A 15,902-nucleotide genomic window follows, 5' to 3' on the forward strand; every position below is an offset into this window, starting at 1 on the left:
GATCCCGCCCGCCCAGGTGAAGCCCTTCGTCAAACGCCAGAAGAGCGATGCGGGGATGCCGGGGCGATCTGCGAAGCCGCGGCGCGCCCGACGATGCGCTTCGTGCCGGTGAAGAGCGAAGAGACGCGAGGAGCGGCGCCTCGCCACGGCGCTCGAACCAGTGGCGCACCATGGCTCGATGTTCCGTATCCGTGAACTGCTGATCCGGCAGCGCACGCAGGCGATCAATGCCCTGCGTAGCCCGCCGCCCGCCGTGATCTCCTTCAACGGCATCGAAACCGATCAGCGGGCACCGGCCGTAGCTTAAATCAGCCGGAAATCTGCCCACGGATCGGGGAGCAGATCATTCAGAGCCCGGCGATGAACCCTTGTAGCAGCGCGGCCATTTCATCGCTGGCCTCGACCGGCGGGATATGGCCGGTTTGCGGCAGGATATGCAGTCGGGCGCCGGGGATCAGCGCGGCCATCGCCTTGACGAGATCGGGCGGTGAGGCGCCGTCATCTTCGCCGCCGATCACCAGAACGGGCAGGCGCAGGGTGGCGGTGTTCGCGGTCAGATCAGCGCCCGCAAGCGCCTCACAGGCAGCAACATAGCCATCAAGAGGTGAGCGGATCAGCATATTGCGCCATGGCGCCAGATCAGGGCCGTTGCAGAAGGCGGGGGCGAACCAGCGCTCCATCACCGGGTCGGCGATGGCCTCGATCCCGCCCTTGCGGATGGTGTCGATCCGCGCAGCCCAGGCCTCTGCCGTGCCCATCTTCGGCGCGGTGTTCGACAGCACCAGGCCGCGCAGGAGGTCCGGGCGCATGGATGCCAGCGCCTGCCCGATCATGCCGCCGATCGACAGGCCGACAAAGACCACCGGGGCACCGCCCGCCGCCCCGATCAGCGCGGCGGCGTCTTCGGCGTAGCCCTCGACCGTGACTGCGCCGCCCAGATCGGAAAGCCCGTGGCCGCGCTTGTCAAAACGCACGGCCCGGATGCCGGGCAGGCGGGCGACGATGTCGTCCCACAGATGCAGATCGGTGCCGAGCGAGTTGGCAAAGATCACCGTCGGGCCGTTTTCCGGCCCGTCGATGCGGTAATGCATGGCTCCCCAGGGGAGGGAAAGGGCGGGCATGTCAGACCCTTTCCGTGGCAATGGCGATGCCTTGCCCCACGCCGATGCACATGGTCGACAGCGCGCGTTTGCCCCCCGTCAGCGCCAGTTGCAGCGCCGCCGTGCCGGTGATCCGCGCACCCGACATGCCCAGCGGATGGCCAAGCGCAATCGCGCCGCCATTCGGGTTCACGCGGGTATCGTCATCGGCAATGCCAAGCTGGCGCAGGGTGGCGACGCCCTGGGCGGCGAAAGCCTCGTTCAGCTCGATCACGTCGAAATCGGTCTGTTTCAGACCAAGGCGGTCGATCAGTTTCTGGCTGGCAGGGGCCGGGCCGATCCCCATGATCCGGGGCGGAACACCGGCGGTCGCCCCGCCCAGCACGCGCACAATCGGGGTTAGTCCGTGCTTCGCCGCAGCCTCCGCCGTGGCAAGGATCAGCGCAGCCGCCCCGTCATTCACGCCCGAGGCATTGCCCGCGGTGACGGAGCCCTTGGGAAACAAGGGCTTCAGCTTTGCCAGCGTCTCGATGGTGGTTGCGCGGGGGTGTTCGTCCTGCGCCACGATCAGCGGATCACCCTTCCTTTGCGGGATCGTCACCGGGGTGATTTCCTGCGCAAGGCGGCCATTTGCCTGCGCGGCGGCCGCCTTGTTCTGGCTGGCCAGCGCCATCGCATCCTGCGCCTCGCGCGAGATGCCAAAGTCATCGGCGACGTTCTGCCCGGTCTGCGGCATGGAATCGACGCCATAAGCCGCGTTCATCGCCGGGTTCACAAAGCGCCAGCCGATGGTGGTGTCGTGGATCTCGGCCGCGCGGGAAAAGGCGGTCTCGGCCTTGGGCATCACGAAAGGTGCCCGCGACATCGATTCAACCCCGCCCGCGATCATCAGATCAGCCTCGCCCGCCGCGATCTGACGGGCGGCGACCAGCACAGCATCCATGCCCGAGCCGCACAGCCGGTTGATCGTGGTGCCGGACACGCCGACCGGCAGGCCCGCCAGCAGCGCCGACATGCGGGCGACGTTGCGGTTATCCTCGCCCGCCTGATTGGCGCAGCCGAAGACCACATCGTCGACGGCCTCCCAGTCAACCTTCGCATTGCGCGCCATCAGCGCGCGCAGCGGCACCGCGCCCAGATCATCGGCGCGAACCGGGGACAGGCTGCCGCCGAAACGGCCAATCGGGGTGCGGATATAGTCGCAGATGAAAACGTCACGCATGGATCACAGCTCCGGCACGATAAGGTCAGCGACGGTTTCCGGGATCACCAGTTCGGCCCCGGTCACGGCTTGCAGATCTTCCACCGAGATCGAGGGGAGTTTCTCGCGCAGCACAAAACGCCCCCCTTCAATGTCGATCACCGCAAGCGAGGTATAGATGCGCGTCACGCATCCCACGCCCGTCAGCGGCAGGGTGCAGGCTTTCACCAGCTTGGGCTTGCCGTCTTTGGTAACGTGGTCGGTGATGACCGCCACACGTTTCGCGCCATGAACCAGATCCATCGCGCCGCCGACGGCAGGCACGCCCCTTGGCCCGGTGGACCAGTTCGCCAGATCGCCGTTCTCCGCGACCTCATAGGCGCCAAGGATCGCCACATCCAGATGCCCGCCGCGCACCATCGCGAAGCTGTCGGCATGGTGGAAAAACGCGGTGCCGGGCCTGATCGTCACGGCTTTTTTGCCGGCGTTGATCACGTCCCAGTCTTCCTCACCGGGTTTCGGGCTTTCGCCGAAATTCAGGATGCCGTTCTCGGTGTGAAAGATCGCCTCATGCCCTTTGGGCTGATATTGCGCGACTTTTTCCGGGAAACCGATGCCGAGGTTCACATAGGAACCCGCAACGATATCCTGCGCGGCGCGCCATGCGATCTGGTTGTTGGAGAGTTTTTCCATCGCTCAGGCCTCCAGCGGGTAGGTTGCATTGGCGCGGTTCAGATCCTCTTCCTGATGCGGATGGGAGACCTGAACGATTTTCTGCACGAAGATACCGGGGGTGACGATCACCTCGGGGTCAATCGCGCCCGGCGCAACGATATGGCTGGCCTGAACCACGGTTTGCGCCGCCGCCATACACATCAGAGGGTTGAAGTTCCGCGCCGCTGCCCGGTAGGTCAGATTGCCATGCCGGTCGGCAGTTTCCGCCTTCACCAGCGCGACATCGGCCTTGAGCCAGCGTTCACGCACGTAAGAGCGCCCCTCGAATTCCTCGACCGGCTTGCCCTTTGCAAGATCGGTGCCAAACGAGGTCGGCGTATAGAAGGCCGGGATCCCGGCGCCTCCGGCGCGGATACGCTCGGCGAGTGTCCCCTGCGGCACCAGTTCCAGCTCGATCCTGCCGGCCAGATAAAGTTCGGTGAACACCACCGGATCGGCCGAACGCGGGAAGGAACAGATCAGCTTTCTGACCATTCCGGCCTCGATCAACGCGGCAAGGCCCACATGCCCGTTCCCGGCATTGTTGTTGACCACGGTCAGCGCCTTCGGATGCCCGGTCGCCCTGAAGCGATCAATCAGCGCGTGGATCAGCTCAATGGGCGATCCCGCGCCCCCAAAGCCCCCGATCATGACAGTCATCCCGTCCTCGATGCCCGCCACCGCCGTGGCAAGGTCTGCGACTGTCTTGTCCATCTGGAATCCTTTCCCCGGGTCAGGTTTCGACCTGTGACGGGGATAGGCAGCGCCAGGACTTCCGTAAAGATACTTTGTGCGATATGGTTACTTTGTTCATATATCGCACATGAAAGCTGATGATCATCCAGCAGCGCGACATGATGGCGGGCCTCGCCAGCGGCTTGCCGTGATCGAGGCGTTTGCCGCCACGCGACCGCGCCAGCCGATGGCCGAGGTCGCGGGGGGCTTCCGGCCTGGAGCGTGCCACCGCGCGACGGTGCCGGTTGACCCTGACGCAGCAGGGCTATGCGGATTGGGACGGTCTGTCTGGCCTCCATGCCCCTGCCGCAGATCGTGCAGCCGATGCCGGAGCGATTGTCGGATCAGATCGGCGAGAGCAGTTCGGTCGCCCTTCTGGCCCGTGACGAGACCGCCTGTGTCGCCCGCGCAGCGCAGCAAGGCCCAAGGGCCGGAGGCGCGTGGTGGCCAGACAGATGCCCCATCCTCTTCCTCCCGGCCATCGCTTTCGCAGAAACTGTCGTCTTCCGGCTTTGAGACTTAATGAGTCCGAAGCCTGGGGGTGGGACAGAAAACGCCGCCCGGATCCACATCCGGGCGGCGCGATAGTCGTATGGAAACCGGCTCAGGCGGCGGCGCGCTTGCGCTGTTCGTTGGCCTGATTGTCGACGCCGTCCAGCAACGGGGTCAGGTAGATGTCGAACTCGATCTCGGCGAACGGACCATTCAGCCCGTGTTCGCGGATGCTGTTCTCGTCGTTATGCTCCTTGATCGCCGGCACGAGGCCCTCGCGGGTGGCATAGGCGAAGTCGTCGTTGATCAGCGGGTCACCCTCGATATTGATCTGGGTGGTCAGTTTCCGGTGGTTCGGGTCGCTGACGAAGAAGTGGATATGCGCCGGGCGCTGGCCGTGGCGGCCAAGCGCCGAGAGCAGACGCTCGGTCGGGCTGCCCGGGGGGACGCCATAGCCCGAGGGCAGGATGCTCTGGAACTTGTAGCGGCCGTTTTCATCGGCGATGATGGTGCGGCGCATGTTGAAGGGCGCTTGCAGGCCGGTGGGGTCGAAATGCGAGTAGAAGCCACGGGTGTCGCAATGCCAGACCTCGACCTTCGCGCCCGGAAGCGGCTTTTTGTCGGCGTCATGGACCACGCCATGCATGATGAGGGTCTGGCCGTCGAGGTCGCGGCCATCGTCGAGCCGCGCAAAGCCCACCGATTCCGGTGCTCCTGCCACGTAAAGCGGGCCTTCGATGGTGCGCGGCGTCGGGTTGTCGATGCCAAGCGCGGCATCAATGGCGTCAAGACGTTCATCGATGAAATGGTCCAGACCCAGACCGGGCGAGATCAGCCCGGCCTGACCTGCGGCGCCAATGTCATTGAGCCAGGCGATCCCGGTCCAGTATTCATCGGGGGTGATGTTCAGATCGTCGATGGCCCTGAACAGATCCGTCATCAGGCGATGCGTGATCTCTTTCATCCGGGCATTGCCTTTGGAGTTATCAAGCCCGCTCAGCGTTTTGAGAAAGGATTGCACATCTGGGCGGTCGAAAATCTTGACGGTCATGGGTTTTCTCCTCCTGGATCGTCTGGAAACCGGGGCGCGCAGCTCCTCACACGCCCCATGAGTGGTGGGGTCAGCTGTCGTCCTCGCGGATCGAAGACGGATGGCGCAGAAGCGGCGTCACCTGTATTTCCATGAATTTGAACAGCGGCAGACCCACCAGGATCTCATGCAGTTCGGTATTGTCGCGCACATCGAAGATGCTGAAATTCGCGTATTCCCCGGCAAGGCGCCAGATGTGGCGCCATTTGCCGCTGGCCTGCAATTCCTGCGAATAGGCCTTTTCGCGGGCGAGGATCTCCGCCGCCTCATCTGCGGGCAGGTCGCGGGGAATACGGACATCCATGCGGACGTGAAACAGCATCGGCTTCTCCTCTCAGCGGCTTTTGCGGGCGAACCCATCGCGGGCAAAAAAGGCGACCCGATCCTCATCCAATGCGATGCCAAGGCCGGGGGCGTTCGGCACTGTCAGCTCGAAATCACTGTAATCGAGCGGCTCTTGGAGGATTTCCTCGGTCAGAAGCAGCGGGCCGAACAGTTCGGTCCCCCAGTCGAGGCGCGGGAAAGTCGCAAAGAGATGGGCCGAGGCCACGGTGCCCGGCGCCCCTTCCAGCATGGTGCCGCCGTAAAGACCGATCCCCGCCGCATCGGCAATCGCCGCGGTGCGCTGCGCGTTGAAAAGCCCGCCATTCTGCTCGATCTTGATCGCGAACACATCGGCACCATGGACCCGGGCGATCTCGAACGCCGATTCCGGCCCGGTGATCGATTCATCGGCCATCAGCGCGGTCGGAAAGCGGCGCACAAGGCGCGACAGGCCCGGGGCGGTGGCGACCGGCTGCTCGACCAGTTCACAGCCGGCATCGGCCAGCGCCGCCATGCCCCAGGCCGCCTCGACCTCGTTCCAGGCCATGTTCACATCGACGCGTACGGCGGCACGATCCCCCAAAGCGCGTTTGATTTCCGCAACATGGGCGATGTCGGTCCGCAGATCCTTCGCGCCGATCTTCAGCTTGAAAATCCGGTGGCGGCGCAGGTCGAGCATCTTCCCGGCCTCGGCAATATCGCGCGCGGTATCCCCCGAGGCCAGCGTCCAGGCGACCGGCAGCCGGTCCCGCCGCCGCCCGCCCAAAAGTTCCGAAATCGGCAAGCCGGTGCGTTTGCCCTGTGCATCCAGCAGCGCGGTCTCAACCGCACTTTTGGCAAAGCGATTGTCCTTCACCATCTTGCCGATCCGGGCCATCAGCGCCTGAACCCGGCCCGCATCCTGGCCGATCATCAGCGGCGCGAAATAGGTGTCGATCGCCAGCTTCATGCTCTCGGGGCTTTCGCCGCCATAAGCGAGGCCGCCAATGGTCGTGCCCTCACCGATCCCGGTGATCCCATCGCTACAGGTCACCTTCACCAGCATCAGCGTCTGGCCGTTCATCACCGCAACCGAGAGTTTATGCGGGCGGATGGTCGGCAGATCGACAAGCAGGGTCTCGACCCGCTCGACACGGATGCCTGTGGCCGACTGGCTGCTTTGCGGGTGGGAGGCGATAATATGATTCATGGCGTGGATCATGTGGCGCGCTTTCGCCCGCGTCCAAGATCATTTGCATTTGCTGTGATACCTGAAAGGTATTATCCTGCGCCTGACTCCATCCCAGGATGAGGTGCGGCAGGGGAGGGCAGCATGGATCTTCGCCAGATGCGCTACTTCGTGGCCGTCGCGCGTGAGCGTAATTTCACCCGTGCCGCGCAGGTTCTGAACATCGCGCAGCCGCCGCTCAGCCGTCAGATCCAGTTGCTTGAGGAGGAGCTTGGCGTCCCCCTGATCCTGCGCGATACCCGCCCGATCCGGCTGACCGATGCCGGGCGGCTGTTCCATGAACATGCATTGCAGGTCTTGGGCCGGGTCGAGCAGATGCGGGCTGCAACCCGCCGCGTGGGCCTGAACCAGAACCGCGTTCTGTCCATCGGCTTCGTCGCCTCGACCCTTTACGGCGGCTTGCCGACACTGGTGCGCAAGCTGCGCCAGCAGGTGCCGGATCTGGATATCCAGCTTCTGGAAATGCTCTCGGTGCAGCAGGTGCAGGCGCTGAAAGAGGGGCGCATTGATATCGGTTTCGGCCGTTTGCGTCAGAGCGATCCCAATGTGACCAGCACCGTGATCTATGAAGAGCGCCTTGCGCTGGCGCTGCCGCCGGATGCCCCGCTGGCGGCAGATGAGGGGCCGCTGCCGCTTTCCAGCCTCGCGGGACAAAAGCTGATCGTCTACCCGAAAGAGCCACGCCCCAGCTATGCCGATCAGGTGCTGACCCTGGTGCAGGAGGCCGATATTCCGCTGGCCGAAGTGCAGGAAGTGCGCGAGATTCAGACCGCGCTTGGGCTTGTCGCCGCAGCGGCGGGGCTGTGCATCATCCCGGCCTCTGCCAGTCAGATGCGTTCGGATCTGACCTATCGGATGATCGAGGGCCCGCGCGCGGTTTCGCCCGTGATTGTCAGTCACCGCGCGGGGGACAGTTCGTCCTGGCTGCCTTTGGTGCAGGAAATGCTGGGTGACATTATCGACAGCGCACCGCCCTGGATGGAGCGTGACTGACCCTACCATATCAAAGAGGTATCCAAGAATACTTTTTTAGCGGGTTGTGGCAGGGTTTGGAATCCGCTTCCATCCGGGCTTCGGACGATCGCCCAAAGGCCATGTCGTTCCGGATTCCGCTCTGGGAGGAGATCATGGAATTCCGGCAGCTCAGATACTTTCTTGCCGTGGCCGAGGAGTTGCATTTCGGCCGGGCGGCGACGCGTCTCGATATGGCGCAGCCGCCCTTGTCGCGCCAGATCGCCGCGCTGGAGGAGGATCTGGGCGCGCAGCTCTTTGACCGCTCGCGCAGTCAGATCCGGCTGACGCAGGCCGGGCTGGTGCTGCGCGAGCATGCGCGCCAGCTGATCGAGCGGGTTGACGCCGCGCGGCGCGAGACGCGGCTGGTCGGTGCGGGCGGTGCCGGGCGGCTTCGGGTGGCCTTTGTCGGATCGGCCTCGCATGGGCTGCTTCCGATGCTGATAAAGGATTACCGTTCTGCCTATCCCGATGTCGAACTGGCGCTTTCGGCGATGAACAATGCCGAATTGCAGCGTGCCCTTGTGACGCGCGAAATCGACATCGCGGTGGCGCGGCCCGAGTTGAAGGATGACGAATTCCGGCGCGAGCTGTTGTGCCGTGAGCGGCTGATGCTGGCGATCCCCGATAATTCTCCGCTGGCGGCGCAATGCGAGGTGCGTTTTGCCGATCTGAGCGGGCAGAATTTCGTGCTTTATCCGCGCAGGCCGCGCCCGGGCTATGCCGATCTGGTGCTGTCGATCTGCGAACAAGAGGGCGTGAAACCGGGCAATCTGGAGCTGACCCAGGATTTCCAAAGCGCGATTTCGCTGGTTTCCGTGGGGGTTGGCCTGTCGGTGGTGCCGGAATCGGTCAGCAGCACCACGCGGCCCGGCGTGGTTTACCGCCATTACCAGGGCCATAATCCAGGCACCGCGCTGACAGTGCATGCGCGGCTGGATAATCGCGCGCCGCAGGTGGTGAATTTCCTGGAGACCACCCGCAAATTCGTCCGCGCCGGGCAAAGCGGCGCGGCCTAAAGCGCGGCGCGGTAGCCCAGCCGGACGGAAATCTGCTGCGCGGCCTCGATCGTCACCGAGCGGAAGGCGCGGGGCTGGCGGGCATGGCGCCCCTCGGGGACGGTCATCGACAAGACCGCCACCGCCCGTCCGGCATGGTCGAGCACGCGGGCGGCCAGGCACATGAGATCCGCATCCTCACCAACCGGGCCGCTGTCGAAACCGTCGCGGGCTATTCGTTGCAAATCCGCGACCAGTCGCTCGCGGCTGATCACAGCCCCGCCCGGCCGGCTGTGCTGATCCAGCCAGGCCTGCAACCGCGCCGGACTGAACGAGGCCAGATGCAGCCGCCCCGGCGGGGCCTCATGCAGCATCAGATGCGGGCCGATCACCGTGGGCGAGACATTGAGCGGGCGGCTGCCATCCATCGCCTCGACCAGCAAGAGGCGGCCATGGTCATGCATGGTCAGATGCAGCGTCTCGCCATGATCTGCCAGGAGCCGCGCCATCACGGGCCGCGCCGCGCCGAGGAGGACCGAGCTGTCCTCCAGCGTGTGGTAAAGCGTGGCGACCAGCGGCCCCAGCCGATAACGCCCCCGCTGGATCTTGTGCAAAAGCCCGATTGCGGCCATCCCGTCTACCAGATCATGTGTGCCACTGACCGAGTTCTGGGTCAGCCGCGACAGGGCGGTCACACTGTGTTCGGGCTCTTCCGCCGTGAAACAGCGCAGCACATCGCCCAGTTTGCGGATGGTTTTCATCGCATCTTCCCCCCACATCCCCCGATGTCACTTTCCGGTAATGCCGGAAAAAGAACAGGTATTACCCGATACCTTCCGCCAAATTCCCCTGCCTGCAAAACTTCCCCGCAGGAGAGGGTGCGAGTCCGTGCCCGAGGGAGGAAGCGATGAAAGACCAGACCACCGCCACCCGGACACCCTATACCGGGGCCGAATTTCTCGACAGCATCCGCGACAACCGCGAGATCTATATCCATGGCGAGCGGGTGAAGGATGTCACCACCCATCCGGCCTTTCGCAACTCTGCCCGGATGGTTGCGCGCTGGTATGACAAGCTGAACGCCGAAAAAGCCACGCTTGGCCGCCCGACCGATACCGGCTCGGGCGGGTGGACGCATCCGTTTTTCAAGGGCGCCAAAACCGCCGAAGACCTGATCGCGGGCCGTGACGCCATTGCCGCCACGCAGCGGGTGGCGAATGGCTGGATGGGCCGCTCGCCCGATTACAAGGCGGCGTTTCTGGGCACCTTGGGCGCGAATTCCGAATTTTACGGCGAATATGCCGGCAATGCGAAAGCCTGGTATACCCGCACGCAGGAGCGGCTGGATTACTGGAACCACGCCATCGTCAATCCGCCGATCGACCGCCATCTGCCGATTGAAGAAACCGGCGATGTCTATATGCAGGTCGAGAAGGAAACCGATGCCGGGCTGATCGTCTCTGGCGCGAAGGTCGTCGCCACCGGCTCGGCGCTGACCCATTGCAACTTCATCGCCCATTACGGCATCCCGATCAAAGAGAAGAAATTCGCGCTGATCTTCACCGCGCCGATGGACAGCTCGGGCGTGAAGCTGATCAGCCGTGCCTCGTATGAGCTGAACGCGGCGGTGATGGGCACGCCGTTTGATTATCCGCTGTCGTCGCGGCTGGATGAAAACGACGCGATCCTTGTCTTCGACAAGGTGCTGGTGCCATGGGAAAACATCTTCATCTATGGCGATATCGCCAAGATCAACGCCTTCTTCCCGGCCTCGGGCTTTGTGCCGCGTTTCACGCTGCATGGTGCGACCCGCCTCGCGGTCAAGCTGGACTTCATCGCGGGCCTTTTCGCGCTGGCGCTGGAGGCGACCGGATCGGGCGCTTTCCGTGGCCCGCAGACCGCGGTGGGAGAGGTTCTGGGCTGGCGCAATATGTTCTGGGCGTTTTCCGATGCGATGGTGAAAAGCCCGGTTCCATGGGCTGGCACCGACGGCTATGTGCTGCCGAACATGAATTATGGCCTCGCCTCGCGGATCTTCGCGCCGATGGCCTATAACCGGATCAAGGAACTGATCGAGCGCAACGTGGCCTCGGGTCTGATCTACCTGCCATCCTCGTCGCTTGATTTCGCATCCGACGCCGTGCGCCCCTATCTTGAGCGGTTCGTGCGCGGCTCGAACGGGATGGTGGCGCTGGACCGGGTAAAGCTGCTGAAGCTGCTCTGGGACGCGATGGGATCGGAATTCGGCGGCCGTCACGAGCTTTACGAGACGAACTATGCCGGCAATTACGAAAACATCCGCATCGAGACCCTGCTGACCGCCCAGGCCACCGGCGAGATGGAGGTGCTGCAACAGGCGGTGCAGGACTATATGTCGGAATATGATCTGACCGGCTGGACCTCTCCCGACCTCATCAACCCCTGGGATGTGAACCGCCTGAAAGGTGGCTTCCAGCCCTGAGAGGTCGAACCGGGGGCGGGGCCGTCAACACCCCGCCCTCTCTTTACCAGTGACGGATTCTGTTTCGGGGAGAGGACAGAATGGGGTTAGATTTTTCAGGGCAAAAGGTGCGGATCGTCACCGACCGCCAGATCGCGCTGCCCGCCAGCATCATCGCCATCGGGGCGTTTGACGGGGTTCATCGCGGCCACCAGGATCTGATCCGAACGGCGGTCACGGCAGCCCATGATCAGGGCCTGCCGGCGGTGATCTGGACCTTTGACCCGCCGCCCAAGGTGCATTTCGGGCGCGCAACGCAGCTTTGCCCGCTGTCGGAAAAGCTGTCGCGCATCGCGGCTCTGGGGCCGGATTATATCGTCGTCGCACCCTTCACCGCGCTTTATGCCAGCCGCAGCCCCGAGGATTTCATCGCCGATCTGGCGCGGATCAACCCGGTGGGCATCCATGTCGGCGCGGATTTCCGCTTTGGCGCACGGCAGGCCGGAGACGTGTCGCTGCTGGCACAACATTTCCCGCTGGTCGAGGCTCAGGCCACCTGTTGCTGCGCGGGCGAGACCATTTCATCCAGCCGTATCCGGGCGCTGCGTGCGGCCGGAGAGATCGACGCCGCCCATGCATTGCTGGGCGGCCCCACGCCCTGGCAGATCATGGGCGCGGCCTGGGCAACAGCCGATATGCGCCATGCGGAGGAACACGATGTCTGGAATTGATCCGCGCGAGCTGCGCAATGCCTGCGGCGGCTTTGCCACCGGCGTGACCGTCATCACCACGCGCACCGAAACCGGCGATCATGGCATGACTGCCAATGCTTTCATGTCGGTCTCGCTCGATCCGCCGCTGGTGACGATCTCGCTCGACCACAAAAGCAAGATGCGTGAGCGCATCCGGGCCTCGGGGCGGTATGCGGTCAGCATCCTTGCGCATGACATGGAGCATGTCGCCTGGCATTTCGCGGGCCGCCACAATGAGGATCTCGCAACGATCCTCGAAGACCGCCATGATCTGCCGGTGGTGCCCGGTGCCGCCGTGATCTTCGTGACCGAGGTCGCGCAAGAGATCGAGGCGGGCGATCATACCCTGTTCATCGGCCGCGTCCTGCATCTGGAACGGCGCGATGACAGCGAACCGCTGTTGTTTTGCAGCGGGAAATTCACTCGTGTCGCACAGCCAGTCTGACTGCGCCCCATTGTGGTTCCCCTGAGCTGCTGCCGGTTTCGTGGACACGAAGATAAGATCGTGACCAGGGAACTGGAGTGCGGATACGAGACGGATGTTCGCCCGCGAGCTCAAAGTCCGGCCGTAAGGCGGGTGATTGACCGTGGCGCTGCGGTAGCGCAGGCAGCCCGTGGTATCTATGTTGAACAGGACTGCCGCCCCGGCATTGCGGCCCGTCCAGCAGCATCTTCGGATTGCGCATCGCGGCGCGCACGATTTCCAGCTTCTGCCGCTCGGCCCGGGGCGGGATATGCGCCAGTCCGAAACGCCGCGGCGCCCCGGCCGCGCGCTCCTCTGATTGCCGTCGCCGGATACCGCCGAACAGTGCCAACGGCTCACCCGTGTCGTCGATGTGCTGCGCCGCGATGGCAATGAGGTCAGCTTCGTCTCGACGCCCGGCGCTGGCCAGCGGCACGCCCGAGGCATCGGCGGCCTTTACGCGCATGGCGGCTTTCATGCGAAAACACGCCGGCGGCTGAGGCGGAATTGCGACCCACGACAGCAGAAAGGGCGCCTCCGGGGGCGCCCTTTCGCCTTGTTCACTTCCGCCGCTTCGGGGCCGGGGTGCGGGGTGCGTCGCCAAGCGCCCGGGCGAGGATCTCCGCCTGTTCCTGCTCATGGCGCTCGATATTCCCGCCCGCCGCCGCCGCCATCGGATCGCGTCCGACAAAGCGCAGCGCCCGCCCTGGGGCGATCTCATGCAGCCGATCACGCATCCAGCTCCAGGCACCCTGGTTCTGCGGCTCTTCCTGAACCCAGACGAGCTCCGCCTCGGGGTGGTTCGCGAGCAGATCGCGAAGCCCGGCCTCGGGGCAGGGGTAAAGCTGCTCGATGCGGGCGATCGCGATATCCTCGCGACCGGCCTCGCGCCGCGCCGCCGCAATCGCATAAGAGAACTTGCCCGAACACAGGATCAGCCGCGCCGCGCCGCCGGTATCGGGCGCGATGACTGGCCGGAACGCGGTGCCGGCGCCGAAATCGGCCAGCGGCGAGGTGGCGGCCTTGTCGCGCAACAGGGATTTCGGCGCGATCAGGAAAAGCGGTTTGCGCTCGGGCGCGAGGATCTGGCGCCGCAGGAGGTGGAAGAGGTTGGCGGGCGTCGAGGGATTGGCCAGCCGGATGTTCCCGTTGGCGCAGGATTGCAGGATACGCTCGATCCGGGCCGAGGAATGGTCCGGCCCCTGACCCTCCAGCCCATGCGGCAGCGCGATGACCAGCGCCGAGGGCAGCCGCCATTTCGCCTCGGCGGTGGTGATGAACTGATCGACCACGATCTGCGCGCCGTTGAGGAAATCGCCGAACTGGGCCTCCCAGATGATCAGGCGGTCAGGGTCGGCAAGGCTGGCGCCATATTCAAACGACAGGACGGCATATTCGCTCAGCGGCGAATTGATGGCCTCGAACCGGGCGCCCTGGCGGGCGGTCGCGTCCAGCGGAAAATGGCGGCGCGCGCTCGCGCGGTCATGCACCGCGAGATGGCGCTGCGTGAAGGTGCCGCGCACCGCATCCTGGCCGCTGAGCCGCACCGGCACGCCCTCGGCCAGCAGGGTTGCGAAAGCGAGGGATTCCGCCGTGGCCATGTTGATGCCCTCACCGGAAATGAGGCTCTCCCGGCGCATCCGGTAGAAGGTCGCGACTTTCGGATCGGGGTCGAAATCGGCGGGGATGGTGGTCATATCGGCCGCAAGGCGGCGCAGATGCGCCTCGGGCAGCCCGGTTGGCTGCTCTGCCCCGCTTAGGATCGCCCCGCCTGGCATCACCGGGCCGGGGCCGAAGGTGATGGTCTGATCGCCCTCGTCATGGGCATTGCGGCCATCCTGCGAACGGAAGGCCTCGTCCAGACGGGTCTGGAAGGCCTCGCGCGCCGCACTGGCCCGTGTGAGCGCGGGCAGCGAGAGCGCGCCGACACGTTCGGCGAAATGCCGGGCCAGCGGCGGCAGGGTCTCAATCCGCTCCCACATGGCGGGCTGGGTGAAGCGCGGCTCGTCAAGCTCGTTATGGCCATAGCGACGATAGCAGACCATGTTGATCAGCGCGCCGCGCCCGCTGTGCCTGCGCCAGGCGATGGCGGTGCGCATGATGGCGGCGGCGGCGACCGGGTCTTCGCCGTTCACATGGAAGACCGGCAGGCCGTAAGCGCGGCCGATATCGGTCGGATGCAGGGTCGAACGCCCCTCTTCCGGCAGGGTGGTGAAACCGATCTGGTTGTTGACCACGATATGGATGGTGCCGCCGGTGCCATAGCCCGCCAGCCCGTCAAGCTGGAGCAGCTCGCTGACCAGCCCCTGGCCGGCAAAGGCGGCGTCCGTGTGCAGCATCAGCGCCAGCACGTCGCCGTCGCTGCGCCGTTGCCGCCGCGCCCGCGCCGCGCCCATCGCCACCGGGGCGACCACGGTCAGATGCGAGGGATGCGGCAGCACCCTGATATCCATTTCCTGCCCGGCGATGCTCTGCCGGCTGCGCAGCCCGTTATGGTAGGGCACATCGCCGGTGAAATCGCTGTCGCCGGTGGTCACGTCGCGGCCCTTGATCTCGGCGATCAGGGCGGGAAGCGACTTGCCGAAGACCGTGGCGAGCGAGGCCAGCCGCCCGCGATGCATGCCGCCGATCACCACCTCGCGGCAATCGGTGCGGGCGGCGGCATCCAATGCCTCGTTGAGCAGCACGAGCGAGCTTTCCGAGCCCTCGCTGCCGAAGCGCTTCTTGGTCGGCCATTTCACCTTCACCGTCCGCTCGAACGCATCCGCGAGCAGGATGGCGGTCAGCGCGCGCGTCAGCCCGTCCTCATCGGGTTCCGCGCCTATCCCGCGCTCCCATTCCTGCCAGAGCCATTGCCGCGCGGTCTCATCATCGAGGTGGCCGGCCTGAAGGCTTGCCGAACCGCAATAGAAGGCCGAAAGCCGTTCGGCCGCGACCCTGGCGGGCAGGGCGAGGCTTTCGCCGGCCAGGGTCAGCCGCAACTCCTGGCCGGAGGTGAGGCGCAGGGCCTCATCAATGCGGGCGGATCGCGCCTCCGGGCGCAGCCCGAGCGGGTCGAGCCGGGCAATGGTATGGCCGCATTCGCGGTAGGCGAGGGCCAGCCATGTGCCGCCCAGTGCCGGATCGGCCGTCGCAACGCCGTCCATCGTCTCGAAATGGACGCGCCAGTCCGGGGGAACCGAGCCCGGATCGCGGCAATAGCGCCCGTAAAGATCAAGGAAATATCCGTTATCGCCTGAGAGGGCCAGGGTCATCTTTCGCGCAGCCTCTTGTCACTGTCCGGCCCCCGCCGCCGTGATCCTGTTCAGCGTTGCGGCAGGGTTCTGATGGGGAGATTACACATAGCGGATTGAT

At 64.8% G+C, this 15,902-nt stretch carries 16 protein-coding genes and 1 pseudogene; 7 read left to right on the forward strand and 10 right to left on the reverse strand.

Features of this window, described 5'->3' with window-relative positions; genetic code table 11:
- Positions 1-121, forward strand: a pseudogene (locus XINFAN_RS22565) (IS110 family transposase); the annotation flags it as partial.
- 57 nt (positions 122-178) lie between these two features.
- Entirely contained in the window at positions 179-307 is a 129-nt protein-coding gene (locus tag XINFAN_RS22570) for a hypothetical protein (protein WP_435530846.1), read from the forward strand.
- Between the two features lie 40 nt (positions 308-347).
- Here XINFAN_RS22570 and pcaD read toward each other — a convergent pair whose 3' ends face one another.
- From pcaD to XINFAN_RS04310, 7 genes are all read right to left on the reverse strand, one after another.
- A complete protein-coding gene (gene pcaD / locus XINFAN_RS04280) occupies positions 348-1,121 on the reverse strand; it encodes a 3-oxoadipate enol-lactonase (RefSeq protein ID WP_124085252.1) in 774 nt (257 codons plus the stop codon).
- Position 1,122: 1 nt separating this feature from the next.
- Positions 1,123-2,322: a 3-oxoadipyl-CoA thiolase gene (gene pcaF / locus XINFAN_RS04285; RefSeq protein ID WP_124085253.1), complete on the reverse strand. Its 1,200-nt coding sequence runs from the start codon at positions 2,320-2,322 to the stop codon at positions 1,123-1,125.
- A gap of 3 nt (positions 2,323-2,325) precedes the next feature.
- Entirely contained in the window at positions 2,326-2,994 is a 669-nt protein-coding gene (locus XINFAN_RS04290) for a 3-oxoacid CoA-transferase subunit B (protein ID WP_124085254.1), read from the reverse strand.
- A 3-nt stretch (positions 2,995-2,997) separates the two neighbouring features.
- Positions 2,998-3,729, reverse strand: a complete 732-nt coding sequence (locus XINFAN_RS04295) for a 3-oxoacid CoA-transferase subunit A (RefSeq protein WP_124085255.1) — start codon at positions 3,727-3,729, stop codon at positions 2,998-3,000.
- Positions 3,730-4,354: 625 nt separating this feature from the next.
- Entirely contained in the window at positions 4,355-5,293 is a 939-nt protein-coding gene (catA, locus tag XINFAN_RS04300) for a catechol 1,2-dioxygenase (RefSeq protein WP_124085256.1), read from the reverse strand.
- 70 nt (positions 5,294-5,363) lie between these two features.
- Positions 5,364-5,654 carry a muconolactone Delta-isomerase gene (gene catC / locus XINFAN_RS04305; protein WP_124085257.1) on the reverse strand — a complete coding sequence of 97 codons (291 nt, stop codon included), beginning with the start codon at positions 5,652-5,654 and terminating at the stop codon, positions 5,364-5,366.
- Positions 5,655-5,666: 12 nt separating this feature from the next.
- Positions 5,667-6,845, reverse strand: coding sequence for a muconate/chloromuconate family cycloisomerase (locus XINFAN_RS04310; protein ID WP_124085258.1), 1,179 nt, complete (start codon positions 6,843-6,845; stop codon positions 5,667-5,669).
- A 123-nt stretch (positions 6,846-6,968) separates the two neighbouring features.
- On the opposite strand from XINFAN_RS04310, the gene XINFAN_RS04315 reads away from it, so the two are divergent.
- Positions 6,969-7,877 (forward strand): LysR family transcriptional regulator, encoded by a 909-nt coding sequence (locus XINFAN_RS04315; RefSeq protein WP_124085259.1) that lies wholly within the window; start codon positions 6,969-6,971, stop codon positions 7,875-7,877.
- A 101-nt stretch (positions 7,878-7,978) separates the two neighbouring features.
- Positions 7,979-8,914: a LysR family transcriptional regulator gene (locus XINFAN_RS04320; RefSeq protein WP_354002126.1), complete on the forward strand. Its 936-nt coding sequence runs from the start codon at positions 7,979-7,981 to the stop codon at positions 8,912-8,914.
- On the opposite strand, the gene XINFAN_RS04325 is transcribed toward XINFAN_RS04320, so the two are convergent.
- Complete coding sequence (locus XINFAN_RS04325; RefSeq protein ID WP_160144531.1) at positions 8,911-9,654, reverse strand: IclR family transcriptional regulator; 744 nt, start codon at positions 9,652-9,654, stop codon at positions 8,911-8,913. The two genes, XINFAN_RS04320 and XINFAN_RS04325, sit on opposite strands and share 4 nt — an antisense overlap.
- Before the next feature lie 146 nt (positions 9,655-9,800).
- On the opposite strand from XINFAN_RS04325, the gene XINFAN_RS04330 reads away from it, so the two are divergent.
- The 3 genes from XINFAN_RS04330 to XINFAN_RS04340 all read left to right on the forward strand — a co-directional run bounded on the left by XINFAN_RS04330 (position 9,801) and on the right by XINFAN_RS04340 (position 12,530).
- Positions 9,801-11,354, forward strand: coding sequence for a 4-hydroxyphenylacetate 3-hydroxylase N-terminal domain-containing protein (locus tag XINFAN_RS04330; protein WP_124085262.1), 1,554 nt, complete (start codon positions 9,801-9,803; stop codon positions 11,352-11,354).
- A gap of 80 nt (positions 11,355-11,434) precedes the next feature.
- Entirely contained in the window at positions 11,435-12,064 is a 630-nt protein-coding gene (locus XINFAN_RS04335) for an FAD synthetase family protein (RefSeq protein ID WP_124085263.1), read from the forward strand.
- On the forward strand, positions 12,051-12,530 hold the full coding sequence (locus XINFAN_RS04340) for a flavin reductase family protein (RefSeq protein WP_124085264.1): 480 nt from the start codon (positions 12,051-12,053) through the stop codon (positions 12,528-12,530). The genes XINFAN_RS04335 and XINFAN_RS04340 overlap by 14 nt, the downstream gene beginning before the upstream one ends.
- On the opposite strand, the gene XINFAN_RS04345 is transcribed toward XINFAN_RS04340, so the two are convergent.
- Together XINFAN_RS04345 and XINFAN_RS04350 are read right to left on the reverse strand one after the other, a co-directional pair.
- The gene (locus XINFAN_RS04345; RefSeq protein ID WP_124085265.1) at positions 12,505-13,026 is read right to left on the reverse strand and encodes a hypothetical protein; all 522 of its coding nucleotides are present in this window, start codon (positions 13,024-13,026) and stop codon (positions 12,505-12,507) included. The two genes, XINFAN_RS04340 and XINFAN_RS04345, sit on opposite strands and share 26 nt — an antisense overlap.
- An 82-nt stretch (positions 13,027-13,108) precedes the next feature.
- Entirely contained in the window at positions 13,109-15,802 is a 2,694-nt protein-coding gene (locus tag XINFAN_RS04350; RefSeq protein ID WP_124085266.1) for a 2-oxoglutarate dehydrogenase E1 component, read from the reverse strand.
- Positions 15,803-15,902: the final 100 nt, after the last annotated feature.

Source organism: Pseudogemmobacter humi, from assembly GCF_900609055.1.
Classification (GTDB): domain Bacteria; phylum Pseudomonadota; class Alphaproteobacteria; order Rhodobacterales; family Rhodobacteraceae; genus Pseudogemmobacter; species Pseudogemmobacter humi.

Bases quoted from the DNA above. Each gene is read 5' to 3' on its own strand.
- pcaF (WP_124085253.1), bottom strand. From the start codon at position 2,322: ATGCGTGACGTTTTCATCTGCGACTATATCCGCACCCCGATTGGCCGT.
- XINFAN_RS04345 (WP_124085265.1), bottom strand. From the start codon at position 13,026: ATGAAAGCCGCCATGCGCGTAAAGGCCGCCGATGCCTCGGGCGTGCCG.
- XINFAN_RS04340 (WP_124085264.1), top strand. From the start codon at position 12,051: ATGTCTGGAATTGATCCGCGCGAGCTGCGCAATGCCTGCGGCGGCTTT.
- XINFAN_RS04350 (WP_124085266.1), bottom strand. From the start codon at position 15,802: ATGACCCTGGCCCTCTCAGGCGATAACGGATATTTCCTTGATCTTTAC.
- XINFAN_RS04335 (WP_124085263.1), top strand. From the start codon at position 11,435: ATGGGGTTAGATTTTTCAGGGCAAAAGGTGCGGATCGTCACCGACCGC.
- XINFAN_RS04290 (WP_124085254.1), bottom strand. From the start codon at position 2,994: ATGGAAAAACTCTCCAACAACCAGATCGCATGGCGCGCCGCGCAGGAT.
- XINFAN_RS04330 (WP_124085262.1), top strand. From the start codon at position 9,801: ATGAAAGACCAGACCACCGCCACCCGGACACCCTATACCGGGGCCGAA.
- XINFAN_RS04295 (WP_124085255.1), bottom strand. From the start codon at position 3,729: ATGGACAAGACAGTCGCAGACCTTGCCACGGCGGTGGCGGGCATCGAG.
- XINFAN_RS04320 (WP_354002126.1), top strand. From the start codon at position 7,979: ATGTCGTTCCGGATTCCGCTCTGGGAGGAGATCATGGAATTCCGGCAG.
- XINFAN_RS04315 (WP_124085259.1), top strand. From the start codon at position 6,969: ATGGATCTTCGCCAGATGCGCTACTTCGTGGCCGTCGCGCGTGAGCGT.
- catA (WP_124085256.1), bottom strand. From the start codon at position 5,293: ATGACCGTCAAGATTTTCGACCGCCCAGATGTGCAATCCTTTCTCAAA.
- XINFAN_RS04325 (WP_160144531.1), bottom strand. From the start codon at position 9,654: ATGAAAACCATCCGCAAACTGGGCGATGTGCTGCGCTGTTTCACGGCG.
- catC (WP_124085257.1), bottom strand. From the start codon at position 5,654: ATGCTGTTTCACGTCCGCATGGATGTCCGTATTCCCCGCGACCTGCCC.
- pcaD (WP_124085252.1), bottom strand. From the start codon at position 1,121: ATGCCCGCCCTTTCCCTCCCCTGGGGAGCCATGCATTACCGCATCGAC.
- XINFAN_RS22570 (WP_435530846.1), top strand. From the start codon at position 179: ATGTTCCGTATCCGTGAACTGCTGATCCGGCAGCGCACGCAGGCGATC.
- XINFAN_RS04310 (WP_124085258.1), bottom strand. From the start codon at position 6,845: ATGAATCATATTATCGCCTCCCACCCGCAAAGCAGCCAGTCGGCCACA.